Below are 26,284 nucleotides of genomic sequence, written 5' to 3'. Positions count from 1 at the left end.
TAGTCGAAAATATTAACATTCTTTTATACAACTGTCCCGTACCTCCACGTACTGTCTTGTAGCATACTGAAGGATGCAAGGAATCATTGAGTGCATATCATATTTTCCACAGCATGACCCTCTTCTTTATTTTGGTTAATGATTATAATAGCGATCAGAGTAGCCAGGACTTTCATATCATTGCTTCGTTATTACAAATTCGTACGTTCCGGAGCCCAGCGCTAATTTCGTATACCCGTTCTCGTTATCAATAACAGTAATATGCGTACCGGAATTAAGCGCCTTTCCTTTATATGAAATAGCGTTGATAGTTGCCGGTACATATACCTGCGCAGTTGTATTTACCGGAATACTTACCCGTTGTATAAGTTGTTTACTTTCATTTTTCCATGATGCGCTGATCTTTCCATAAATGGAATGGTAATTTGCACTTACATAATGAATGCCCGAATCCGCAATCTCAGGCCTGATAATAAAAGTCTTAAATCCTGCATCAAGCGGTTGTATTCCTGCCATGTTTTGAAACATCCATTCGCAAACCGCGCCAAATGCGTAATGATTGAAAGAATTCATGCCCGCATTGTTTTCAAAACCTTTGTCTTTTGTAAAACTGTTCCAGCGTTCCCAAATGGTGGTGGCTCCATTCACTACTTCAAAACCAAGGGAAGGATAGGCGGTATCCTGAATTAAAGCATATGCCATATCACTGTTGCCCGTAGCTGAAAGTGCAGGCAGCAATGGTTTAAACCCGAGGAAACCTGTCGAAAGCTGGTTGTTGTTACCCCGTACCAGTGCTGACAGGTATTGACCGGCTTTCATTAAGTTTCCAGGTGAAAGCATTTTTAAATAAACAGCATTCGCATATGCTGTTTGCGTATGTCCTGAAAAACCCAACTGCCCGTCTACATAACCTTTCCCATCTCCATAGGCAGCAGCATTGGTTTTTAATTTCCCATCAGCATCCATATAGTGTGAAGCAAACGCTTTTTTAATTTTTTGAGATACATCTTTAAAATGATCAGCGTCTTTTTTATTACCAGTCGCATCTGCCATTTCGGCCATCAGCAAAGCGCAGTAATTATAATACATGGTAGCGAGCATATCGGGCGGTGTTTTTTTGCCTACCGACAGCCAGTCGCCAAAACCACCTTTGGGATTAAAATCTTCGAAACTTCCTTCAGTAAAATAATGGCTGCCTTTACTCCCTGTTTCAAGAAATGCCATATACTTTATCATATAGGGCCACGACTGTTCAATGATCCTGGTATCGCCATACATTTTATAAATATTGTAAGGGCATACGATACCTGCTTCGGCCCATCCGGGCGAAAAAGTATCTGTTGCCCGTATGGCGGCTTTGCCATTGGCGTCCACAGGCAGCGGTGCATACACAGGATAGGCGCCCGATGGCCACTGGGCATCGTTCAGGTCAGTGATCCATTTGGTATGAAACGCAGCGATATCACTGTTGAATGCAGCGGAACGGATATAGACCTGGGCGTCTCCTGTCCAGCCTAAGCGCTCATCACGTTGGGGACAATCGGTAGGGATATCAAAATAGTTAGATCGCTGTGTCCACACAATGTTTTTATACAACTGGTTCAGCATAGCATTATCTGTTTCAAAATTTCCCACTACAGGCGTTGCGGAACTCATTACAATCCCGGTAATATCTTTTACAGTAAGTTTTGCTCTTACACCTGCCATTTCCACATATTGAAATCCGTGATAGGTAAAGCGTGGCATCCAGGTTTCTCCGTTTGCATCTCCTTTTAGAATATAGGTATCGGTAGCACGTGCCTTCCTCAGGTTTTCCGTCATCACATTTCCATCCAAATGCAGCATTTCGCCATACTTAATAATAATGGTATCACCTTTGTTGCCTTTAACCGTAAGCCTCACCACGCCCGAAAAATTTTGTCCCATGTCCACTACATATTTTCCGGAGTTTTCTTTTACACTTACAGGAGTAATTTCTTTAATAATTTTAACCGGGTTACCGGGATATAACTGCAATGGCAAAGCAGCTTTCGCCGGGTAGGTTTTCACCTGCTTCCACCCCGCGTCATTGAAGCCTGTTCTTTTCCAACCTTCAGGTTCCAGATTAGCGTTATAGGTTTCCCCATTTAATATATCTGCTTCAAGGATAGCACCGGCAGATGCTTTCCATGAATCATCGGTACTGATCACTTCTTTTTTACCATTCGTATACTCAATTTCTACCTGCGCCTTAAGCAGGGGCACTTTCCCGTAAAAGCTATGCGTAACGGGACTGCCTACCAGTAAGGCATACCCCAGATATCCCGCATACCATCCCGTGGAGAGCACAGCGCCAAAAGCATTGTTACCATTTTTCAGTTCCCTAGTTACATCGTAAGCGCTGTAGTAAACTCTTTTATTATAATCTGTCCAGCCGGGAGCAAAATAATCATCGCCAATTCGCTTGCCATTAATATAAAACTCATATAGGCCCAAAGCGGTAACATACAAATTTGCTTTTTTTATTGTACTGCTTACTGCAGCTTCTTTACGCAAATAAGGAGAAGGTGGAAGATGATATTTTTTATTTACTGATAAATCGTTTAGATCATAACCGATCCAATCTGCCTTCCAGTCGCTTTGCTGCAGGAGGCCTGTGCTAAAGTATGCGGGATCACTCCATGGACCCGGTTTACCATTTTTATCCCAGCTGCGTACTTTCCAGTAATAGTCTTTGTTATATTCAAGTCGTTTTCCTGCGTATGCAACCTGGTTGGTAGCATCGGAAGCGATCTTCCCTGAGTTCCATACATTAGCCTTCTCATTGTTTAATAAAGCAACAGAACCAGCTACCAGAATTTGCCGGGCTGTTTGCTTCTGGTTAAGAACAGCAGAGTGCAATTCCCAGCTAAACCTGGGTCGCTCTGCATCAACAAATGCATTGGTTTTATACTCTACCCGCAGGTACAGGGGTTTCAGATCAGATTGCGCCTGAACAGTAAACACAAAGAGGCAACAAAAGAAAGATAGCTTTACAACCGCTTGAAAAGCTCTTGATAATGATGTTATCATCGTTAGGCTTTAGTATGATGAATTTATTTAGAACGTAATTTTAAAATCAATTATCAGCCTGCGCAACTATGTGCAATGCCCTTTTACTGCATCACTTTTATGCCTTTAGGCGCATCTACTGTAGTAACTACTTTTCCATTTGCCTGTTTCACATGTTTTACTTTCAGCAAACCATAGGGTGTGGGAAAACTTCCTTCCGCAAACCGGAGATCGCCCAGGTGTGGTTTTATTTCTATTACCTTACAACCTGGCGCCATTACCTTAATGCCCAGCACGTGTTCGGTTAGCCACGGTGTTGGGCCACTTGCCCAGCCATGACTTAAGCTATGCCTGAAGCCGATATAACAATAGGCGCCGTAGTCGCCATGAATATCTTTTTGTCCGGGTTTTGGCAATTCATCAATACGGGATGCATTGGGCAACCAATCTAAGTTAAAGTCCTCCCAGAACGAGGTTGCGCCAAGATTCAGCATAGCGCCCCAATATTCCCTGATGGCGTCTAAAGCGCCCTGGTAATCTCCCGCTTTTGCTTTAGCCTGCAACATATAGTATCCATAAAAAGTAGAAAAATTGTGCGCGCCGTTTACCGCCAGCACGTCCTTATTGGCTTTTGCAGCCGGCATCAAATCCGTAAGCGCCATAAGCGCTGCCCCTTGTTTGGAACGATTATGATCGGGAACATATTTTTTTAAACGGGCAACAGCAGCTTCGCAATTTTTTTCCGTTACCGGTTCGTTTAAGATTTTGCACAGTTCTGCCCCGGCTGTTAATGACCATACCATCATGGCCTGTAAACCTGCATCCACGCCTTTTTTATTTTCGCTCGAAGGCCAGTCTAAAAACCGGGTACCATCCAATTGTTCTTTGCCATCTTTATCAATTTTTGTAATGATGTAAGCCAGCAGCTTTACCAGGTAATCTTTTTGCTGCTGCAGGTATTTTAAATCGCCGTTATGATAATACCAGTCGCGGTGAATAATGATCCACCACATAGAATAGGTGCTGATACTATTCATCCAACCGGGCAGCGGGGTTATATCGCGCGAAAGATCAAGACTCTTGGGCACTACTTCGTTATTGCCAAAAACTGCGCTGATGGTAGAGGTTTCGGGATGCATATCGCCAACCCAAACCAGCCTGTCGCGTTTGATGCCATCCCACAAATAATCCTGCATATTCAGGTGCACGGTATAAGCGCCTGTCATCCATATTTTATTCAGCAAAGTATCGCTGCTGTTGAATGATCCGAGGTAAGGAATATCCCTGAATACAAAAATGGCACGCACTTCTTTTAACTGCAATTCTACATTTTCATCGAGCAGGTCAATGCGTACAAAACGAAATCCTGTATTGCCCACTTCCAGTTTACCCAACCAGGGAACTTCCACGATCATATCGCGCATAGCATGATCATTTGTGGCATTTTGTTTGGGCTCAATATCGCTCATTGCTTCGCTGGCCGATTCTCCAAAACGAACCCTCAGTTTAACGGGTTTATTACCCGGATACATGCCGGTTACTATTTGCAACCCGCCGTGCAATTCTCTTCCAAAGTCAAACAATAAGGCGGGTTTTATTTTTGCATCACTTTTAAGCACACACATGTCTTTATTGGCAAGATCGGCCTGGCCATTCCCGGGTTTCAACAGTCGCTGTTCATTTTTAATATTTGCGGATGCATTTTCTGTTTGCCATAAAATTTTAACCGGCGACAGATACCGGGTTACAGTTTCGGTGGATTGTGCCTGCCGGGTTTGGTTAAATACAGGAGGCAACTGTGCATATGTTGTTCCGCAAGCTATAGCGCAAAGGAGCAATGCGGATAAAAATCTTTTTTTCATTTGTAAGTGTTTCATCAGTTTTCTGATGTGCGGGAATAACAATAGCAGTCGTTCCCTTCAGCGCTGAAGGTAATTGCGATACAGCATAATTTCATCCTGTACCTTCCTGAAAAAGATTATATATTCAGAAGTTTGCGGGTAGACGTATTCAAATCATTTTGCTGAATCAGAGCGCATTCCGCTTCAAGGTTTCAAGGCGTTTTCTAAAATACGCCATTTGCTTTTTATATTTTCCATTTCCTGCGAGGTTGGTGGTTTCGTACGGGTCGCGGGAAAGATCATACAGTTCTTCGTAATGATGCTCTGTATAAATAATGTATTTCATGGATTTGCTGATCACCGCTTCGGATTGCGGCAAGGCTGGTGTTCCGGCGAATGTATGCTTGTAGAAAAAATCTTTTCTTTCAGGAATCTTATTATCTGTTAATGCAAAAAGATCCTGTCCCTGCATTCGTCCGGGTGTAGCTACCCCGGCCAGTGATAACAGGGTAGGTGCAATATCAATATTCAGTGCCATTTGCCTGGCTATTTTCCCATTTTGAGCCGGCGCACGCCGCGGATCAAATATAATAAGCGGTACACGAACAGATTCTTCATACGGATACCATTTTCCCTCTAAACCATGTTCTCCTAATGAAAAACCGTTGTCACTCATATATACAATAACAGTATTACCGGCTATTCCCAATTGCTGCAATTTTTCCATCATCTTACCCATCGCCTCATCTACACCGGTGATCATGCGGTAGTAGTTTTTTACCGTTTGCTGATACAGCTCAGGCGTGGAGAAAAGTGGTTTCCACCTTATCCTTGCAATATTTTTATCCGTTCTGAAAAAATCCGGAAAATTGTTCCAATATGCCGGATCGGCCGTGAGTGGTTCAGGAATATTATCATTTACATACAACGTTTTAAATTTTTCCTGCACGGGATATGTGGGAGGACTTCCATCTAATTCGTGCGGCGCTTTAAAACTTACCGACAAACAGAATGGGGTTTGCGTGCCATGCTGTCCGAGAAATTGTAAGATGGCATTGCTTATGCTATCTGTATTGTGTACCTTTTCGCTTTTAGTATTGGAAAGATGATACTGGTGATCCATCTCTTTTGAACAAGCCCAGTAATCAAAAAGAGCAGGAGAAGGATCTTTCGTTCCTATACCGAATTTGCCAATAAAGCCTGTTGTATAACCAGCTTTTCGTAGCAATAAAGGATAGGTTTGCTGTAAAGCCTCATCGGTGAAAGGAGTGGCGAAATCCTCTATCTTATGCCGGAGCATGTATTGCCCGCTAAGGATACTGGCTCGGCTTACACAACAAATGGAAGTTGTTACATACGCATTGCTGAACAGAATTCCTTTGCGGGCTATCTTATCTATATTGGGTGTATGGATAATTGTATTGCCTGTAGCGCCTAAGGCATCAAGGCGCTGATCATCAGTAAGAATAAAAATAATATTGGGACGGGAAGTTGATGCAACATCTGTATTTCTTTGTGCTTTACCTGCAAGGCAGATAAACAGAAACAATAACAGGTATAACTATGAACATTGGTCATAAAACGATATGCAAGAAAAAAGATAACGATATGCACATATACTTACCACGATATCTTATTATGATCGGAAGACAGTTGAAACTTTAGCCCAGCTGCCTTCCGGTAAATATTCGGCTCCAAACAGATATATCAATATATCAGGAAGCAACCGTAGCTTCATATTGCTTCTTTAAAAACTTCACACCATCAATGGCTATGCCCTCCCTCGAAGGTTCCATCTCTCTCCAGATGCATGCAGCCCTGGCGATGATTTCAATGGCGGGAGTAAAGGATTCAATTACTACATCACCATCATAACCCACCTGCTTTAAGGCGTCGAATATTCCTGTCCAGTTAATGTGATCATTGCCGGGTGTGCCCCTGTCGCTGCCGCAGGCGTGAAAATGCCCCAGCTTATTACCCGCTTTCAATATCGCCTTTGCCGAATCTTTTTCTTCAATGTTCATATGAAAGGAATCCAAATGCACAAACAGTGAACCTTCATTAACATCATTCACCATTTTCAATGCCTGGTCGCAGGTATTGATGAAATCCGTTTCAAAGCGGTTAAGCGGCTCAATAGCCAGCTTTACATTGAGCTTGCCTGCATGTGCCGCCAGCCCACGCAAATGTTTTACAACGGTATCCCATTGCTTTTTATAGTCATCAGGCGCCACTAGCTCTGCCCTGCCTACTGCAGAATATAAAGGACCAATTAACGTAGGATGACCCAATGCCGGAGACAGGTCAATTACCGCTTTCAAATAGTCCAGCGACCCTTTCTGTTCTTCGGCAGTACCCCGCAGATCACGTCCTCCGCCCATAGCGGCGCAAATGGAACCGCAAACCAGCCCGTTATCATCCAATGCCTTTTTCACAGTAACCGGATCAATATGTGATGCATCTTCCAGGGCAATTTCAACGGAATCAAATCCCCATTTTTTAAACTGGGGAAATAATGAAATGCTTTCTGTGGTAAAAGGAGAGGTAAATAAAAACGTGTTGATACCAAATCTCATGAATCAAATATTTAATTAGTGAATGTTAGTTGTAAATATAAGAAGGACAGACTGCTTTGCAAGTACACATTTCAATTTTTTTCATACAATAAAAAATGAAAGTATTTACGCCTCGTATTAATTCTTACAGGAGAGTGAAATCTGCTTTTTCTTCTTTTTTTTCTTTTTTGCTCGTCCAAAAAAGAAAAAAAAAAGGCGCCCGAAAACGATTACACCCCGTTTTCGGTATGGTTCCCTGATTAAAGCTTTTGTACTACTGTGGTTTCTGCAGCAGGACGTTATTGCTGGCCTTAATTCGGATAACCTGATAAAACTACAGCCTTGAAATGCATCTGCCTTTGGACCTCTTTACTTTTTCTGCAAAAAAACATGCACGCCTTTTTTGTTTGACACGATAATATCGGGCAGTTTGTCGCCATTAATATCTTCTACAACAAGATTCAAACCCGAACCGGAATCATTGTCCACTTCATGTTTTACCCAGGCAGGCATTTTACCCGGTTTATATTCAAACCAGTACAATACGGCAGGCTCATGTGCGCCGGGATCTCCGCCATTGTGCGCAAAATACCGTTTACCGGTAACCAGGTCCGGATGACCATCACCATTAACATCCGCCAACGCCAAACTGTGGCTTTGTGAAAAGCTGGAGTCAATGTGATGATGCTTAAACGTGATGTTGCCACCTGCATCTTTTTGCTGCTCATGCCACCATATACCGTAATTGTGGGCGGAAGAGCTCAAAATATCTGCTAACCGGTCTCTATTTAAATCCATCACATACATTTGCGCGCAATCTTCACTCAGTTCTGCCGGGTGAAATGTCCAATTGGGTTGTTTGGCATCTGAAGGGCCTTCCCACCATCCTTTGCTGATCAGCACATCTTTTTTTCCATCTCCGTTTATATCATCATAACCCAAGCCATGCGTATACATATGCGTGCCGGGTATCCCTTCCTTACCATCTATCACCGTAAGTGCCCAGGCGGTGTCACCCTTTTTTTGTGGCGATTGCAGCCAGATGATCTGTTTCTTTTCAGGATCATTGCACAATATATCTTTCCTGCCATCTCCGTCTACGTCAACAAACAACGGGGCCTCATTACCTACCGATGCATGAATAATATGCATGGGCCAGTGGCCTGGTTTGTTTTGTGGATTTTCATGCCATACAGCGGTTTTACCCGGCCAGTCAATCCGCACCTGGTCAATCCATCCGTCCTGGTTTACATCCATGCTGAAATTCAAAAACGAATTACTGTAACCCACTCCCACCACATATTTTTCCGGTTCTGCTATTTCATGTTTCTTCCAGTCCGGTGCTTCAAACCAGAAAGCGCCGGCTATCACATCTGTTTTGCCATCCTTGTTCACGTCTCCGATTGCTGCACCTTCGCTAACGAAATCTTTGGTTAACACCTGCTTGCTGAATGCAACCGCCCGGGATTTTTTTTGCTTGCCCTGCGCAGTACAGCCAGCAGCCATTAAGCCCAATACTAAACCGCTTAATAATATTTTACGCACCTCTGCTATCATAATTTCTATTTTAAACATTTATAAATTTACGAAACATACAGATACCCATTCCCTATTCACCATTCACACGTTTCTCCTATCACCTTTCATCTCGTGAAACGATAAACTTGAAACGAAACCCCACTATTGACAATTCTTCACTTCTCACATCTCACCATTGCCTATTGACCATCCACTCTTCACATCTCCTCACTTCTCTCTTCTCACCATTGACCATTCACTCACTTCACACTCAACAAATATTTCAACAGCGCATAAAAATCTTCTTCTTTAATGGTATTCCTGAACTGATCGGGCATTAAAGTGTATTGCGATGGTTTATTTTCTTTAATATCATTTTTAGCTACAGAAAATTCTTTGCCCGATGGGTCGGCATACACCATTACTTCACCTTCCGTTCTCCGGTATAATCCACTCAGCAGCTTTCCATTCTTCAAGGTAATGTTATAGGTACGAAAAGCCTGCGATATATTCCGGTTGGGATCAAGGATTTTTTCAGTAAGCGCCTTAAGACCCCAGTTGCCTATTCCATCTAACTGCGGCCCTACCAAACCTCCTTCACTCTTTACCTGGTGGCACATACTGCAGTTCTGGATAAAAATATTTTTTCCGGCTTCGGCAGTGGCAGTAGAAATACCAACGCCGGCTATCCGGGCTTCAATCAATTTTTGTCTTTCTTCCGCATCGGTTTTATTACTGCCCCAAAGCGCATCCAATTGCTTTTGCTGAGCCGGTGTAATATTGGCAGCCAGCCTTTCACGCACGGATGGCTCTGTTAACACAGCCGGGTTAAACTGCTTTGCTTTAAAGGCATCTAATATGTAATTGATGCCCTCCTGTGAAGCAGAGAGATTGGAAACAACAGCCGTTTGTACTGAAAAGCTGCTCCCGGTCAATCCCCTCTGCAATGTGTTGTAAACAGCGGCGGAAGGAACCTGTGCCAGTGCCGCGGCCATTTTTTGCCGAAGTGCGGGCAATGCTGTTTTATCATTGAACAGCTTCCCGATCAATGCTGTATTATTACCGGGAGCAATATTCATGAGCGCATTGGCCGCTGCTGCACGAACTTTATAATTCAACCATTCGGATGCCACTATTTTTTGCAAAGCAGGCTGTAGTGCAGCTACTTTATATTCGCCGGCAATTTCGGCCGCCTGTATGCGACGTTCATTAATTTCATCTGTTCCCTGGTCAGGAATGGGCACAACCGCCGGTTCCAGCTTGCCTATACCAATGGAACCCGTTTTTGTACTGTCAACAACTTCTATATAGCCCAATTTTCCCTGCCAATCCGAAAGATCAAAAGGCACTTTTTCTTTGATGAGATCTTTAAATTCCATGGTTTCCTTCTGCTCCATCCTGTATTCAGCTACCACTTCATTATTACCCTGCAGGCGTATGCGAACAACATTTTTTGATGTACCCTTTTTGGTATCACTATTGTGTATATCGTTATCAAAAACATTCATATGCAGGGTGGCAGGCAATGTAAACGGAACCGAATATAGTACTGCCATTGGATTATAACCATGCGCCTCGCTGAAGATGATACGGAAGGCCGGAGCCACATTTGTTAAAAACTCATCAGACACCCTCCATGGATCCGCAGGTTCACCGGTGCTGTCGAGCGGGCGGCTTTTCCAGATATCACCGGCTTCGGAAATGTTTTCAAGAAAATATTTGGTTAGCCCGATACCCCATTGCTGCATCTGCTGCGAAGGCCTCGCTCCCTTTTGTGCTATACCCTGTCGTATAGTATTGTACAGCATAAACTGCACATCCTTATCTTTTTCAAAACGCTGCCTGATCAGCGCAATGGCATCATCTACCCTGGAAGAAGGAAGATAACGGCCGGCGTATTCAAAGCTGTGAATAAGCTGCTGCCGCGGCATTTCATGGTTTTTCATATAGTTCAAAACAAAATCTGCCGCCTCAGCCGAAGGTACATCCAGCATTACTTTGCACAGGATAGCCAACTGCTGCTCATCCCACTGCATGCCCAATGCTTTTTTTATTTCCTTATTATCTCTCAGGTTATTGCGAATGGCCAGCAGCGCTGTATACCTTAGATGCGAATCGTTTTCATCAGACTTACTATACAGGTTCAGCAACGGCGCAATATTTTCAGCATTGGTAAATTTGGTGAGCACACCGGCCGCAATACGCCGCACATGAGGGTTTTGATCAGTCATCGCCTCTACAGCCATATCATGGTACGAAGGGCTTAGGGTATTCATCTCTGTGAGTATCCTTAGCGCATGTACTTTTATTACCGGATCCTTGTGGTGCAGCGCTTCATTAAGCTGCTCACCGGGTAATGCATTTAAACGATTCAGTATCCATAATGCCTGTATATATGCTTTTTGTGATGATGCAGCAGTAAGTAGCTTCTTTACAGGTTCAACAGCTTTTTCTTTCCATACATCTGCAATACGGTTGGCAAGCGCAAAGCGGGTAGTTAACTGTGTACTTTGCAAACCAGTTAACAGTTCTTCCAGGCCGGCTTTCGACCAGTCTTTAACCTCCGCATCCTTATGCGCGTCACTGCCTTTGTATGTAATTTTCCATATACGCCCGCTTATCCTGTCCCTGCCCGGATGGTTTAAAGGCACTTCATAATGGCCTATAATACGGTTATAAAAATCGGCTATATACAATGCGCCATCCGGTCCTGTTTTTACATCAACCGGTCGAAACCAGGGATCGTTACTCACCAAGAAATCCTCCTCACGTTTAGCAATAGGCGTAGATCCGTTAAACGTCATGGTATTGCGGTTAACCTTGCAGGTTACCACATCACCCGAAAAAAAACTGTTCCTGTATGCTTCGGGAAATTGTTCGCCGGTATAATAGTCCAGCCCGGCAAGCGCAGTAGAGCCCAGCTCATAGCTGGTCATTTCAGGGGCAAACCCTATGCCGGCAGGGGCAATCTTGCCAAAATGGGGATAATCGCCACCGGGGATGAGCTGGTAGATGGGTTTGGTATGACAATCTAAAGAGTACAGGTAACCCCATTCATCGTAACTATAACCAAAGGGGTTCACCCTTCCAAAAGTAGTTTGCTCCACGCGGCTCCCATCGGGCTTAAACCGAAAGGTATTACCCGATGTCATAGTAATGGAATCGCCATCCGCCCCGGCTATGGTAGATGTGTTGGTAAAACCATGGGAAGAATGAATCCATCCATCGAACCCGCGGATGAAATTATTTACCATACCATGGGTATCTTTAAAACCAAAGGGGCCCAATAACACTTTTTGCTTATCGGCTTTGCCATCCTTATTGGTATCGGTAAACCGGTATACATTGGGAATGCTGTAAGCAATGGCGCCATCGCTTACGGGCAATATGCCGATAGGGATATTCAAGGTGTCTTCAAAATGACTGAATTTATCCGCCTTTCCATCCCCGTCTGTATCTTCCAGTATGCTGATGCGGTCTCCGCCTCTGCCGGAACCTGCCGCCATCGGGTATTCTGATGATTGTGTAACCCATAGCCTTCCCTGGTCGTCAAAAGCAATATTCATAGGTTTAGTGATATCGGGCTCAGAAGCAAAGAGTGTTATTTCAAAACCTTCCGGCAATATAAACCCGGCACGTTCCTGTTCAGGCGTTTGAAATGCTGTACTTCGAACATGTTCGGAAAATTTTTTCTCGTCGCGCTCACCTGGTTTTGTACCAGAAGACTGATCGCAGGACAAAAGACAACTATACAAAAGAAAAATGCAGGAGATGGTAAAAAGATATTGGCGCATATTGAATACAATCGTTTAAAAAATTATACCATGGATATTGAAAATATCATATTATAGAAATAAATGTAAAATAGGCAGTTTATTTTACATGAGCATCCTGCACTTACCTTTTATAAAGAGTAGTATGGCAGTCAGGTCTCAGCAATGAGCTACAGCATTTACTAATTAATACTCACTACTTATCACTTACCACTTTTCTACATATTCCCTTTCTTCATTTCGTCCACCGCAAAATTGGCCGCCCTTGCAGAAAAAGCCATATACGTGAGTGATGGATTTTGAGTAGAAGTTGAAGTCATGCAGGCGCCATCGGTTACAAATACATTTTTACATGCGTGCAACTGATGCCATTTATTAAGCATGGATGTTCCGGGATCATGCCCCATGCGAACACCACCCATTTCATGAATATCCAGGCCCGGCGCGCCGGGGCGTTTTCTGGTTTTTACGTCTTTAAATCCTGCGGCTGTAAACATTTCACTAACCTGCTCAAAATAATCATTCAGCATCTTTGCATCATTATCATCAAAGTCTACTGAAATTTTTAATAACGGAACGCCCCAGTCATCTTTTTTATCTGCATCCAGCTTTATAAAGCTTTGTTCTTTAGGAATGGTTTCGCCCATCATGTGCGAACCCACATGCCATGAACCGAGTTTCCGGTTCAGCAAATTATCTTTTAATGTTTCACCTATTGCAGATGTATCGCTGTAAAATCCACGTCCCGCGCTAAACCCTGCTGCATAGCCACGGAGGAAATCTGTTTCCTGTTTGTATACATTTCTAAAGCGGGGGATATAGCCACTTCCCGGACTACGCCCATCCGTTGTGAATTTATCTAACGGGCCTTCATACCTGCCGCTCACGTTACCACCATAGTGGTGAAAGGCTACATACTTTCCCAATACACCGCTATCGTTACCCAATCCGTTTGGAAAACGGCTTGATTTTGAATTGAGCAAAATAAGATTGGTATTGATGGCAGATGCATTTACAAAAATGATCCTGGAAAAATATTCTATCTCTTCCTTTGTATTGGTATCAATTACTTTAACACCGGTTGCCCTTCCTTTCTTTTCATCGTATATGATGGAATGCACTACAGAAAAAGGGCGCAGTGTTAGATTACCTGTTTTTTGCGCCCAGGGAATAGTAGAAGCATTGCTGCTGAAATATCCGCCAAACGGGCATCCGCGCTGGCACAGGGTTCGGTTCTGGCACTGCCCCCGGCCCTGTTCCAGGTGAACAGGCTGCGGTTGAGACAAATGTGCCAGCCGTGCACTGATCAAATGACGGTTTTTATATTTAAGCGCTACCTGTTCTTTAAAATAATCCTCTACTGCATTAAGTTGAAAAGCAGGAAGGAACTCACCATCAGGCAATTCTTTTAAGCCGTCTTTATTACCCGCTATGCCTGCAAATTTTTCCACATAGCTGTACCAGGGAGCAATGTCTTTATAACGAATCGGCCAATCCACCGCAAAGCCATCCCGTGCCGGGCCTTCAAAATCAAAATCACTCCAGCGCTGTGTATGACGGGCCCATAGTAACGATTTTCCGCCTACCTGGTAACCCCGTATCCAGTCGAATGGTTTTTCCTGTATGTAGGGATGTTCGTCATCCTTAACAAAAAAATGCATGGCATCTTCCCTGAAAGCATAACACTTGCTAACGATAGGCGACTTCTCCTTTATCGCCAGCGGCACTTCGTTCCTGTGCTCAAACTCGTAAGGAAGCATATTGGTGGTAGGGTAATCTTTGATATGCTTTACATCCCTGCCACGTTCGAGCAGCAATGTTTTCAATCCTTTTTCAGTAAGTTCTTTTGCCGACCAGCCACCACTGATCCCCGAGCCAATTACAATCGCATCGAATGTGCGTTCTTTAATGCTGTCTGTATTTAACTGAGGCATAATTTTTATTGCGTTTTATTAACCCTTACCTACGGGAAAATATCCGTTATATCTTCCCGGAACCATTTCATATTGCTTCAGGTCTGTCATTACATATTTTGAATTGATGAACCCCTGTATCACTCTTTGTTTGGTGATCTCAAAAAAAGTACGAAGCGCGGGATTATCGGTAGTATCCTTCAGGGTACTTTCAATAAACTGAATTCTGGTAATAGCGTCTAACTGGTTAAAGGGTTTGTTGTTTTTTTCCAGCGAGATTTTATTCAGAGAAGCAAGTCCTGCTTTAAAAGCTTTTTGATCTTCGGCATTATGACAATCATCTACCATTTTTAAAGTAAACAAGTGCAGGTTAAGGTCCCTGGCCCCGGGGGCATCAGCCGTTTTGGGGATCATTGCTTCGGCAACTTCCCCCAACAAGGCTTCTTCACCTACCAGTATGTCAAGGTTCTTAAGTTCAATGGACGATTTGCCGTTTCCTGCGCAGGATGGGAGAAGGTATATCCCTCCCGCAAAGATCATGAGGTTTTTTATGGCTGAACGTCGTTTCATTAAAGGCAATTTTTCTTTGATCATGAATGCTTATATCAATGATGCCGGCGTGGCATCCTATTACTATACGCTATCAATGCACCATTAATTACGGGTTAAGATAAAAAAATATTTACTAACGAAACCTATTTTTTAAATGTCCTGCTCAGTATTCCAGCTTAACATAGGCAGTGCCATTAAAGGAAGGGATACTTACTGTTTCCGTTTCTTCATTATATACACCCCCTGTTATTTTGATTGGTTTTTTACCATCGGGATGAGGTAAGCGAATATTTACCGACTTCAGGCCCCTGCCTGTTTTACATTCAACAGCAGCTTCTATATATCCTTTACTTACAGCGGAATTAACTTTCACATTTAAGGGCCCGTAATAGGAGGAAACATTTTTAAGTTCGATGATTTTACCATCCTCCATCCAGTTGCGGGGTATAGTACGCAACAGATGTAGCGTAGAGCCTTCCTCCATATACAGCATCCACCTCGTTTCCATTAAAAACCAGGCTTCTTCATGGGTTTTATGCACACTTACATGGTAAAAATGTTCCCAAAAGGTAAATGTTTCCCTGTCGGCAAGCGCAGCAAAAGCATTATAATAAGTTTGCAAAAAAGGTTTTACCATGCCGAGTTTTACCTGCATCCAGTTATGGCGGCTGTAATAGGGCTGACTAAATGCAACATTATGCTGGTAGAACATTTCACTGTGGTAATTCAGTAGTATGGCTGATGCGGGTTCGTTAACATCCAGCACTTCGCAAAACACGAGGTATAAGGGACCCAATAATGCATCGGCGGTAGTAAATGTGGCATGAGAGAAAAAGTTTTCCGGTTTAATGTACAAAGCCCTGGGGCCTGTCATTTCGGGCCAGGGCGCCACAGTAGGCAACCAGTTTCCGTTACCCATGGGAATCACGGGCGAATGCGCCATTGAATTAAAAAAAGATTCGCGTATATCTGCCCTCCAGGCTTCCGCTTCTTTTTTTATACGTTCTGCCTGCACATCGTCTGTACCAGCAAGCATTTCGGCAACACGTATACAACCAAGGTAAGCGTATCCATTAAGCATAAATTGGTGAAACTGGTCTTCAGGATCGGCTACTTTTCCATCAATCATACCATAACCTTTGCCGCGCAGATTTTCCTTTTTATTCCGGTTTCGCCATGCCAGCAAAAAATCGCATGATTTAAGCAATTGCGGTTTTATCTTTTCTACCCATGCTTTATCATTTGTATAGCGATAATATTCGCCCATACTCCATAATGCCGCGCCGGTTTCTACCATGTATCCGCCAAAATTCTGGATCATACCATCATCGTGCTGCTTATCAAGGAAATATTGTAAGGATCGTTTGGCTATATCATGCCAGCCCATTGAAGCATAGAACTGGATGATCGGAGCGCTTTCTGTACCAATGGGAGAATATACGCCAATAGAAGGAGCCAGTGTGCTATCTGGTTCTGTTCCGTAAGTGATCAAATCCAAATGAAGCAGTCCCGCCTGCAACATGTTTTCAATACGCTGCTCGGGTAAATGGATTTGTGCCCCGCTTTTAAGCTTCGCTTTCCAAAAGGATTTACAATCATTCCATTTTTCGTCAAACGATTGTTTCGACAGCGCTATGGCACGTGTATAGGAAACAGGTGTATGCGGAAGAAAAAATTCGAACACGGCTTTTTCGCCAGGCTTTAATAAAATAGCTATTTCTTCATTGGGCAATGGTTTCCCGTTTAGGGTTGAAATGCAAAAAACTTTATCCGGCGCATAGGTTGAAAGACCGGTTGCGCTATCATAAGTGTACGGATATTGCTCATACCATCCACTGCCCGGTCGTGCTGTTTTAAACCATGCATACACCGGAGCACTACCTTTGTTTTCTGCAACAGACCTGAAATAAAAAACCGTTTCCTCGCGCGTATCAAAGGCTTTTTGCAGTTTATGTTTTAATACTCCCTCCTGTTGCTTTGTAAACATATGTCCATGGCTGTAATTATCGGCAACAAGAAAGTCAGTACCGCGTGGGCCTTGTTCCGCAAGTGAAGATTTTTCCAGCGCAACAAATGAAATGGAATGGTATTGTACATCTTCATCCTTAGTAACAGAATGTAAAACAGGCAACACTCCATCATCCAGCCAGCGCTTTGTACTGAGTTCTACACCCTGGCCACGCCCTGTTACAAACAAATAGGCTGAAGCATTATTCTTTGTTTCGGGCAGGTTAACATTGCTGGCTGCATACTTAGGGGTAATGATGCTGGCTTCCCGCGGCATACCGGGCATACTTTCTGTAAGCTGAAAAATTCGGAAATCCCTGCTGATGCCTAGCCAGGTGGGCACATACTGCCGGCGAACAAAATGTTCTGCGGAAGCAAAGGAGGCTTCCGGTTCAAGCTGTATTTTTCCGAGTTTTGTGTGATGCTTCAGCGATGCAATATGATCTTTTATGGTTGTATAAGACCGGTTATCCTTACCCGGTAGTACCACCACGCCGTATATGGGGATGTATACCGGAAACGCTGTGCTTACATCTCTCGTAAAAAAAGAAAATGGCCGTTTCCCGGTTTGAACAGTAAGAAGCGTAGCGCCCGGGCCCGGATTATTTTGAATACTGTCCAGATTAATGGCAATACGCGCACTACCTGATGAAGCAAATTGAAAATGGGTTCCTTTTATTTTTCCTTTGCCTTTTAGTATGGTTATTTTCTCAACCCGTCCATTAAGCACTTCAATCGTTCCTGATGTTGGTGCTTTTTCCCATTCCACCTCAACAGTATCTTTCCACTGTATTTGTTGCTGCCCCAATGCCTGAGCAGAAACAGCAAACAATATGCACAGCGCAGCAATCATGGCAATAGAAGTTCTCTTACATAATTCATCCATGGCTAAATGGTTATTTACAAATCTAATATTCCAATCGTTATCAAACTATATATAAAACAGGTGTCCTTTCCGAAGGTTATGTATGTAACCGGAAAAATTAATTTTATCCTACACATTGGGCTCTTTGTAAAAAGCAGGAGCGAAGTGTAATCTATTGTGCCGTATACTGATAATTAAATCTGCCTCCCGGTGCGGCATCTCCGTTGATATACCAGTCTAAAGGGTTTTCTTCCTGCATGTTATCCGTCCATTTAAATTCAAAACGGAGTGGGCCAGCCAACTTACTAAAAAGCGAAAGCGGAATCGTAAGCATCATTTTGTTTCCGTTAATAACAGGCTTGATTGCTTTTTTATTAATGACTGTCCATTTACCATTGCTATAATGTTCCAGTACAGTACCCTTTACAACCCGGTAATCATAGCCCTTCCAGCCGGTTTTGGCATTCTTATCCCAATCAATATAGAGGCGCATCCAGTTGTTGCCCGATGGCTCTGTAATATCATGTACTGTTTCGGTGTAAAAAAATAAATGCTTATCATCCTTTGCCACTTTTATAATATGAAAGTCATTCCGGCCTGTATTGCTGGTGTAAATGGTTTCGGGTTTTGACTGTGCCCCGGGATGATTGCGGTGTTGTGTGTCACCGGTATAATCGGTATATACAAGCGCTACTTTTTTCCAATCCTGCATATTGCGAATTGTTATCAATCCCTTGTCTGCCAGATTTTTTTCAACGCCTTTATACCGTCGTATGTTATTAACCATTTGCATGTAATAATGATCTTTTAGTCCGGCGGTTAAAGAAGGTTCAATATCGCGACTGTATTCAGGACTTGCCTGGTCGCAAAACCAGGAATGCTTTGGATTACTATCCATGCTCTTCCAGCGGCCTGCAATCCATTCATTCCACCCGGTAACAAATACAAACGGAATGTCTTCCTTAAGCGCATAATCCCATTGTTCCTGGAAATTGTAACCATACCGTATATCGGTTTCCGGATTGCCATGCGTGTTGTTATGATAACTGCGTCCCCAGTTGTCCATGTTCCCATAGAATGCCGAACCTCCCATGCCGGCAGTGGGATTTGGGTGTTGCGCCACAGACACGTTGATAATTTCTTTTTCACCACGTTCATTGTAGTGTACTTCGGGCTTCCGGGTAAAACTAATCCAGGGCCAACCATTTGGTACTTTGGGCACCGTTGGCCATTGCGACTCCCTGAAAGTGAAAAAATTCTTATACGCTTTACCTTCCGTTTCTTTGGTTACTCCTATAATCAGGGGTTTATTATCTAAATAATACCAGCAATCCGGATGACGGTAAGGCGCTCCTTCTTTATAAAAATTCTCATAAATCTCCTGCATGGTTTCTCCCGAAGCTGTATTGGTGTAGAACACAATTTTAGGAGGATTTTTTCCCTGTGCCCGCACTGCATCCATTGCTTTCATCAATGCTTCAGACTGAAGCGGATAAGTAACCCGGTTGGTAGCATCTATCACCAGCATATCTACGCCTGCATCGGTAAGCAGTTGAACATTGCGCAGATGCACCCAGTAATCATCGCCACGGTAATATCCGTAAATAGGCTTACCCCAAAAATAATAAGTTCCTTTACCACCACCCCAATTGGGATCACCGGCATCATCAAAAACTTCCCGGTGGTTTGTATACAGTTCGTGCAAATCCCAGTTGTTGGGCGATGTTGGTGAACCTTTATCGCCCTGCCACAAAAAATAGAACAGTGCAACATGACGATTGGATTTTGGATTTCCTGCGGCATCATTTTGCACCAGCGTACGACCCAGCCCGTCGGTTGCAGCCAGCGTTTGTGAGATGGCTGATTCAGCAATGAAGCAACTCATACAAACAATAAGGATAAACTTTCTCATTTGAATTGACTACAATTTTAAAAGTTAACTAAAGGTGGTGTATTCAATTGTCGCTGCTGGTGGTGGAGACACCAGCCAGGGCAGTAGAAACGGATGCACTTACCTCCGGTGAGAAAAGTTCAAATTGTCGCCGGTCAACTTAAATAAAAAGAAGCCCTGGTGGTGGTACGTGAGACACGTACCACGGCGATTGCCCCGGCAGCAAACCATGCAGCGTTTTTATTTTGCTGTATAATGATAATTAAATCTTCCGGCAGGCGCTGTATCGCCATTGATCCAAAAATCCATGATATTGTTCTGCTCCTGCATATTATCGCTCCATTTAAAACCAAAATCAGGCTCGCCGGTAATGCCCAGCAAATCTTTTGGTACTTTAATTTCCAGTTTATTGCCATTCACTGCATAATCCACCTCACCGGCTTTTTGCCAGTTCCATGCTGCATACGTTTTTTCCACTATAGCTTTCTTACCCGGATTAATGCGGTTGATCACAAAATCATATCCTTCCCACCCGGTATTCTTATCCAGATCAATATCAATAAACAAACGCATCCATGCAGGGTCTGTTTTGGGCGTTAATGCCTTAGCGGATTCAACATAAAAATAAACATGATCATTATCCCTGGCCACTTTGGCAAGCACAATATCATTTCTTCCTGTATTGTTCGTATAATGCAAGCTGCCCCAACCCGCGCTGTTGCGGTGAATGGTACTGCCTTTGTGAGATGTGAAAGCCGGTGTTACTTTATTCCATTCTGCAAATCTTCCGTCAACGGCAATGGTTATAGGCGCAGATACAGGCTGCGTAGCTGGTACACCTTTAAACCTTCGGATATTGCTTACCATCTGGTAGTAATAATTATCGCCATGTCCGCCCTTCATGGGTTCAATATCGCGGCTGTTTTCCTGGTTAAATTCATCGGGAAATGCGTTGGTTTGCTCCTGCCAAACATCATACCTCCCCGCAATCCATTCATTCCATCCTGTAATAAAAATAAATTCAGGATCAATTTCCAGCGCCCGCTCCCACTGTTCCTGGAAGTTGTACCCATAGTTTACCGCTCCGGGCTCTGTAATGTGGCCTTTTGCATGTGTATAGCTACGGCCAAAAGCACCGGTAGCATTCAACGCAGTTAGCCCTCTTTCCTTAGTCCAGTTCTGCGCTGCCCCAACAGTTACCTGTTCGAAGCCGCCATCTTCTTTTTTTACAAAACCATGCTGCGGGTAAATTTCCAGCCATCCCCAATGGTCTGGTTTTTCGGGGCCTTTGTTGTATACCGGCTGACCCGTACGAAAGGTGAAGAATTGCTGCAATTCTTTTTTGAGTGCGGGATCATTCGCTCTGCCAGGTATGTCTTCGGCAAATTCGGGAGATCCCATTACAAAAGGCTTCCCTTTCCATTTAAACCAAAGGTCTTTGTATTTACCTGGCTTATACAGATCATTGTATATCTCCCTTAATATTTCTTTACCGCCAACGCCTACCCAAAAGGGCAGCATAAAAGCAATTTGAGGTGTTTTAACACCATCTTTCCGTGCCTGTGTAAATACTTCACACAATTTCATATACGATTCTTTCCAGGTAATATTACCATTGGTGCAATCAAAAATGATTACATCAACGCCTGCATCGGCAAGCATCTCTGCATGCTTACGCAACACCCATGCATCGGTATCAATATAATAACCAAACAAAGGCTCGCCCCAAAACCAGGGACTTTTGCCTTTGGGCCATATGGGATTATTGTAATCATGGATTGCTTTGGGATCGCGCGAAAGGTATTCGGTAACGTTATAAGGTGGATTGTTTTTGCTTTGTTGTGTATGCCATGTCCAGTAAAACAATCCTACAAACCTATCTTTCTTAGGTGCGCCTGCTTGTTCATAACCAGGTAAAGATCTGCCAACGGCATCTGTGGCTATAGCGCTAATGCCTGGCGACTGGGCCCTTGATTGTATACAAAAAGCAAGAAGCAATAAACCTGTGCAATATTTCATCTCTTAATTTTTAGTGTGACTGACCAATGATTTTGTTTGCTTTCCGAACTTATTTTTTCCAGATGCTCCGATAGTTGAACCGGCGGTTGGGTGCACTGTCGCCGTTAATGCTAAGCGAAATGGGCGTTTCGAGGTCTTCGGGATTGTCTGCCCAATGATAATCGAAAGTAAATCCATCACCTTTTAAGCCCAAAATGCTGCGCGGAACAGACAACTCCAGCACAGCGCCGTTATATCGATACGTTAGTTCGGCGATTTCTGTCCAGTGATTGCTTGCGGTATTGGCATCATAACGCATCAGGGTTGTGGTTTTATCGTCCTTAATTTTTTTATTGATAAGGAAATCATATCCATGCCATCCGGTAGCCGGGTTCTGATCCGCATCTATCAGCAGCAGCATCCAGTTATTGCCAATAGAAGGGGTAAGCGGCTGGTCTGTTTCGGCGTAAAAGAATACATTGTTTTTATCTACTGCTACTTTACAGGTTACAATATCGTTACGTCCCGAATTGTTGCTGTAATGCAGACCACCGTATCCTTTATGATCACGGTGAAAAACATCGCCTTTGGTATCGCGGTATTCTACCGATATTTTTTTCCAGTCATCAAAGTTTCCATCCACTTTCATCCTCGACAATCCTTTTAATTCCGGTATGGCACGCACACCTTTATACCTGCGGATGTTTTGTGCCATCTGCATGTAATAATTATCCGTATAGCCGCCTTTCATGGGCTGTATGGCACGGTTAAATTCGGCGTTGTACTGGTCAACAAAAAAATAGGGACTTTTGCGGCGCATGAAATCAAATGTTTTTCCATCTGCCGGCTGGTACTTGCCTGCAGTCCATTCGTTCCAGTCGTTGATATATAAAAACTGAGGATCGCTTTTCAATGCTTCTTCCCATCTTTCCTGGAAGTAAATACCATAGCCTTCCGGATTGCTTACCGTTTTCTTCAACCACGGTACGTAGGTAGGTTCAGGAAGATCATATTGGTTTAACGGCGGCTCTCCTTTTTCCCTGGACCAGGATTTGCCCACTAAGCTCGACGGATGCTGCGCAGGCGTAACGGCCGCTTCCTCTTTTTTTCCATTGTGTGTAGAGACAAGGCTGTCGGGATGCATAGCTTTCACTTTGTCGTTACCCAAATCATACCCAAAGCTCCAGTTATCTTCGGTGCCTACAAAACGCCTACCTGCCCATTTATAATATCCCCACCACATTGTGCGCAGGGTAAAATATTTTTTTACTTCTTTGGTATAGTCTTTATAAAATTTTTCAGTGTAATCAGGATTTCCGTAATGAGGGTTATTGCGGTTGGTTAATGCCGTGGAATCATAATGTAGATTGGGATTCTTTACGCCGTTTCCGTTTGCATCCACACTTGGGTCGCCATTATACAACATCAAAGGCTTATCGTCCCAGTGAAACCACAGGTCTTTGTATTTATTTTCTTTGTAAATTCTGTCGTATAAATCCTGGACTACTGTAATGACCGGTCCGTTAAATGCCCAAAAACAAAATTTAGGCACTTTATTTCCTTCTGCCTTCATTTTTTGCATTACCGAAAAAACAGCGTCCCACTCACTCCAGTACCGAACCGCATTGGTTACGTCCATGATCAGCACATCCACACCTGCATCGGCAAGCATAGACATGTCTTTGCGGATCACATATTCATCCTTACTCAAAAAATACCCGGCTTCCGGTTCGCCCCAGTGATATGATCCTTCTTTCCATAAAGGATGTTTGGCATCAAGCCGGGCAGATGGATCTTCGGCAAACACTTTGGTTACATCGGCACTATAAGGAGGCTTAAGATTGGCGAGATTATCACTATGCCAGGTGATATAAAAAATGCCCACAACACGGCGCTGATCATGCTTAACCGGCCCCACCGCATTAAACCCCGGCATGGTTCTGCCAATGCCATCGGTAGCCACCCAGGTGTCGGGATATATATCGCGGTAATCGTTTTCATCGGTGGTTTGAGTATATCCATGCAGTTTACTTAATAAGGCAACAAGCGCAATAAACAGTATTCTTCTTTTCATAATGTTAAACAGGTTTAATGCAACACCCGGGTTTTACATTAGCGGATGTTATAGTACTATATTAAAAACGAACAGGGTGCCATGCTGTATTCCACTTACCCCAGTCCGGACCATAAGCGTAAGACAGGTATTGTTTTTTCCGGGGATTAATGTGACCGCAAACAGCAGTAAAAAAATCATTCATACGGGTAAAAATATACCGCCCCTGAAAAGCCAGGAGCGGTAAGTTGAACCAACTGCCTGAGAAAATTACCATCGGAGATTTATAGCCTCGTTTATGAAAAATTTACAGTTAACTATTCAAAAAACATCATGTCTGTTTCAATAATGTTGTTCACTCAACATTTCACTTCTCACGTCTCTCTTCTCACCACTCACCTTTCACTTCTCACCTTTCACGTCTCACTATTCACCATTCACCACTCCCTACTCACCACACTAATCCAGCCATCCCGGATTCTGCCAGTTCACATCAGAAAGACCGATTATTTTATTTACTTCATCCTGGTCAATGGGGTACATCAGGTATTTATCTGACGAACAATCCCTGTCTTCAAATTTGAAGCGGTTGTATGTAAAGTCTGCCCCATTTTTCGTGATCTCAACACCTGTAACAAACTGATCTGTCTGGTTTAATATTTTCCAGCGGCGAACATCGAAGAAACGATGCTCTTCAAATGCCAATTCTATCCTTCGTTCATTACGGTATTTTTTATCAAAATCTTCCTTAGACATGCCTATCGGAAAAGCAGGCATTCCAACTCTTGCCCTTACTGCACTTACGGCTTCTCTTGCCGTCATGGACTGTCCGTTGGCTGTAACCGCTGCATCCGGCCCAACAGACTGGTTAGCGGCTTCTGCAAAATTTAAGTACAGCTCGGCCAAACGAAACAACCGTATAGCACCGTCGGCGTCATTGTTTTGTCCAGACTTATAATTATTAAACTTACGCTGGTAATAACCGGTTCGTGTATGCTTACGGTTTAGTGCTGATATCTCTTCTTCACCACCCACATATGTTTCTACTTTTTTCCCGGCGGGCTGATCCAGGTTCCGCACTGCACCATTGTAATAAATAGAAGCATAAAACCTGGGGTCGCGGCCGGCATAGGGATTTGTTTCATCGTATCCTGAAGCAGGATTGACAATGGGAATCAGGCGGCTGGCATCTGAATACCCGCTGATGGGCGCTTCGCCATTGGCCATTTCATAACTGTCTACCAGTTCCTGCGTAGGACATGGGCCTGCTTTTTCCATACCCGGGGTACTGGGCAGCCCGGCAAATTTCCATACCTGCATTTGACCACCACCCTGGTATATAGTTTCTTTATCCACAGCACGCTGATCGTTGGATGTTGTAAAAAAGTACAACGCGTAAGAGTTTTGTGCAATGCCGGAGGCAGGTACTTCATCAAAGAGTTTATATCCGTTTGCCAGGCACTGCTGCAAAGCTTCAGCCGTTACCTGGGCCGCATCTGCCCAACTGTAAGTGCCATCGGCCCATAAGGGGCTGGCGGCATACGTTATTGCCTGCGATTTAATAGCATATGCTACAGCACGGCTCATAATACCAAACTGGTTATCGTAAATGTTCCAGGAAAACCCATTTTGTGTATTGGGTACAGCCAGCGCCGAATCGCAATCGGCCATAATAAATTTCACCACCTCTCCAAACGTAGCACGGTTGTCTTTGCTAAAATCGTGCAGGATATCCAAAGGTTTATCAAAAATAGGTACACCACCATATCGCTTGATCAATTGCAGGTAATACAAAGCCCTTAAGGTATGCGCCTGCGCTGTCCATCCTGCTTTCACTTCCTCGCTGGCATATACCGTAGCGGTTCTTATGTTTTCAATAAATGTATTGCACTTGGTGATTCCCTGGAAAAGTTGTGCCCAGGGGCTTCCATCCGAAGAATACAGGGCATAGGTTTGGGAAGTAATATTACCGCCATACCACATGGTATATCTTGAACCGGAAGTAATGTCATCTGCATCCTGCGCTTCATCTGTAAACGAAGCCCTGTCCATATAAGGAGCAGGTAAATGCCCGTAACAGGAATTAAGATATCCACGCGTTCTGTTATAATCGCTGAATACCTGGTCAATGGTAATCCGGCCATCACTGGGCAGATCCAGTTTCTTGTTGCAGGAAAACAGAACAAGCAGGAATATGGAAGAAATAATGATTTTATAATAATGTTTCATTTGTTTATTTTTTATTTTTTTAGCCAAATGGAATTCGCCAAATAATCATCCTGGTTAGT

The 26,284-nt window shown here is 43.6% G+C and carries 14 protein-coding genes; all 14 read right to left on the bottom strand.

Annotated features, from left to right (window positions below; all coding sequences use genetic code 11):
* Window positions 1–177: 177 nt before the first annotated feature.
* Window positions 178–3,051, bottom strand: coding sequence for an alpha-L-rhamnosidase (locus tag FRX45_RS08360; RefSeq protein ID WP_152267942.1), 2,874 nt, complete (start codon window positions 3,049–3,051; stop codon window positions 178–180).
* 83 nt (window positions 3,052–3,134) lie between these two features.
* Window positions 3,135–4,892, bottom strand: a complete 1,758-nt coding sequence (locus FRX45_RS08355) for an alpha-L-rhamnosidase-related protein (RefSeq protein WP_152267941.1) — start codon at window positions 4,890–4,892, stop codon at window positions 3,135–3,137.
* 166 nt (window positions 4,893–5,058) lie between these two features.
* The gene (locus FRX45_RS08350; protein ID WP_152267940.1) at window positions 5,059–6,420 is read right to left on the bottom strand and encodes a sulfatase family protein; all 1,362 of its coding nucleotides are present in this window, start codon (window positions 6,418–6,420) and stop codon (window positions 5,059–5,061) included.
* 166 nt (window positions 6,421–6,586) lie between these two features.
* Window positions 6,587–7,447: a sugar phosphate isomerase/epimerase family protein gene (locus FRX45_RS08345; RefSeq protein WP_152267939.1), complete on the bottom strand. Its 861-nt coding sequence runs from the start codon at window positions 7,445–7,447 to the stop codon at window positions 6,587–6,589.
* 348 nt (window positions 7,448–7,795) lie between these two features.
* On the bottom strand, window positions 7,796–8,983 hold the full coding sequence (locus FRX45_RS08340) for an FG-GAP repeat domain-containing protein (RefSeq protein WP_152267938.1): 1,188 nt from the start codon (window positions 8,981–8,983) through the stop codon (window positions 7,796–7,798).
* A gap of 221 nt (window positions 8,984–9,204) precedes the next feature.
* On the bottom strand, window positions 9,205–12,738 hold the full coding sequence (locus tag FRX45_RS08335; RefSeq protein ID WP_152267937.1) for a PVC-type heme-binding CxxCH protein: 3,534 nt from the start codon (window positions 12,736–12,738) through the stop codon (window positions 9,205–9,207).
* 197 nt (window positions 12,739–12,935) lie between these two features.
* A complete protein-coding gene (locus FRX45_RS08330) occupies window positions 12,936–14,651 on the bottom strand; it encodes a GMC oxidoreductase (RefSeq protein WP_152267936.1) in 1,716 nt (571 codons plus the stop codon).
* 18 nt (window positions 14,652–14,669) lie between these two features.
* Window positions 14,670–15,200, bottom strand: coding sequence for a gluconate 2-dehydrogenase subunit 3 family protein (locus tag FRX45_RS08325; RefSeq protein ID WP_193311629.1), 531 nt, complete (start codon window positions 15,198–15,200; stop codon window positions 14,670–14,672).
* A 145-nt stretch (window positions 15,201–15,345) separates the two neighbouring features.
* On the bottom strand, window positions 15,346–18,075 hold the full coding sequence (locus FRX45_RS08320; protein WP_152267934.1) for a glucosidase family protein: 2,730 nt from the start codon (window positions 18,073–18,075) through the stop codon (window positions 15,346–15,348).
* A 151-nt stretch (window positions 18,076–18,226) separates the two neighbouring features.
* The gene (locus tag FRX45_RS08315) at window positions 18,227–19,966 is read right to left on the bottom strand and encodes a hypothetical protein (RefSeq protein WP_152267933.1); all 1,740 of its coding nucleotides are present in this window, start codon (window positions 19,964–19,966) and stop codon (window positions 18,227–18,229) included.
* 219 nt (window positions 19,967–20,185) lie between these two features.
* A complete protein-coding gene (locus FRX45_RS08310; protein WP_152267932.1) occupies window positions 20,186–21,964 on the bottom strand; it encodes a glycoside hydrolase family 71/99 protein in 1,779 nt (592 codons plus the stop codon).
* A 49-nt stretch (window positions 21,965–22,013) separates the two neighbouring features.
* Window positions 22,014–24,017: a glycoside hydrolase family 71/99 protein gene (locus tag FRX45_RS08305; RefSeq protein WP_152267931.1), complete on the bottom strand. Its 2,004-nt coding sequence runs from the start codon at window positions 24,015–24,017 to the stop codon at window positions 22,014–22,016.
* Between the two features lie 61 nt (window positions 24,018–24,078).
* Complete coding sequence (locus FRX45_RS23695; protein WP_262884198.1) at window positions 24,079–24,201, bottom strand: hypothetical protein; 123 nt, start codon at window positions 24,199–24,201, stop codon at window positions 24,079–24,081.
* A gap of 254 nt (window positions 24,202–24,455) precedes the next feature.
* A complete protein-coding gene (locus tag FRX45_RS08295) occupies window positions 24,456–26,225 on the bottom strand; it encodes a RagB/SusD family nutrient uptake outer membrane protein (protein WP_152267929.1) in 1,770 nt (589 codons plus the stop codon).
* Window positions 26,226–26,284 lie beyond the last annotated feature (59 nt).

Source organism: Agriterribacter humi, from assembly GCF_009192765.1.
Taxonomy (GTDB): domain Bacteria; phylum Bacteroidota; class Bacteroidia; order Chitinophagales; family Chitinophagaceae; genus Agriterribacter; species Agriterribacter humi.
This window is presented reverse-complemented; position numbering and strand designations above follow the sequence as displayed.

Coding starts and splice junctions, on each gene's coding strand:
- FRX45_RS08315 (WP_152267933.1), bottom strand. CDS start 19,966: ATGAGAAAGTTTATCCTTATTGTTTGTATGAGTTGCTTCATTGCTGAA.
- FRX45_RS08320 (WP_152267934.1), bottom strand. CDS start 18,075: ATGGATGAATTATGTAAGAGAACTTCTATTGCCATGATTGCTGCGCTG.
- FRX45_RS08355 (WP_152267941.1), bottom strand. CDS start 4,892: ATGAAAAAAAGATTTTTATCCGCATTGCTCCTTTGCGCTATAGCTTGC.
- FRX45_RS08295 (WP_152267929.1), bottom strand. CDS start 26,225: ATGAAACATTATTATAAAATCATTATTTCTTCCATATTCCTGCTTGTT.
- FRX45_RS08310 (WP_152267932.1), bottom strand. CDS start 21,964: ATGAAATATTGCACAGGTTTATTGCTTCTTGCTTTTTGTATACAATCA.
- FRX45_RS08305 (WP_152267931.1), bottom strand. CDS start 24,017: ATGAAAAGAAGAATACTGTTTATTGCGCTTGTTGCCTTATTAAGTAAA.
- FRX45_RS08330 (WP_152267936.1), bottom strand. CDS start 14,651: ATGCCTCAGTTAAATACAGACAGCATTAAAGAACGCACATTCGATGCG.
- FRX45_RS08340 (WP_152267938.1), bottom strand. CDS start 8,983: ATGATAGCAGAGGTGCGTAAAATATTATTAAGCGGTTTAGTATTGGGC.
- FRX45_RS23695 (WP_262884198.1), bottom strand. CDS start 24,201: ATGAATGATTTTTTTACTGCTGTTTGCGGTCACATTAATCCCCGGAAA.
- FRX45_RS08325 (WP_193311629.1), bottom strand. CDS start 15,200: ATGAAACGACGTTCAGCCATAAAAAACCTCATGATCTTTGCGGGAGGG.
- FRX45_RS08360 (WP_152267942.1), bottom strand. CDS start 3,051: ATGATAACATCATTATCAAGAGCTTTTCAAGCGGTTGTAAAGCTATCT.
- FRX45_RS08345 (WP_152267939.1), bottom strand. CDS start 7,447: ATGAGATTTGGTATCAACACGTTTTTATTTACCTCTCCTTTTACCACA.
- FRX45_RS08335 (WP_152267937.1), bottom strand. CDS start 12,738: ATGCGCCAATATCTTTTTACCATCTCCTGCATTTTTCTTTTGTATAGT.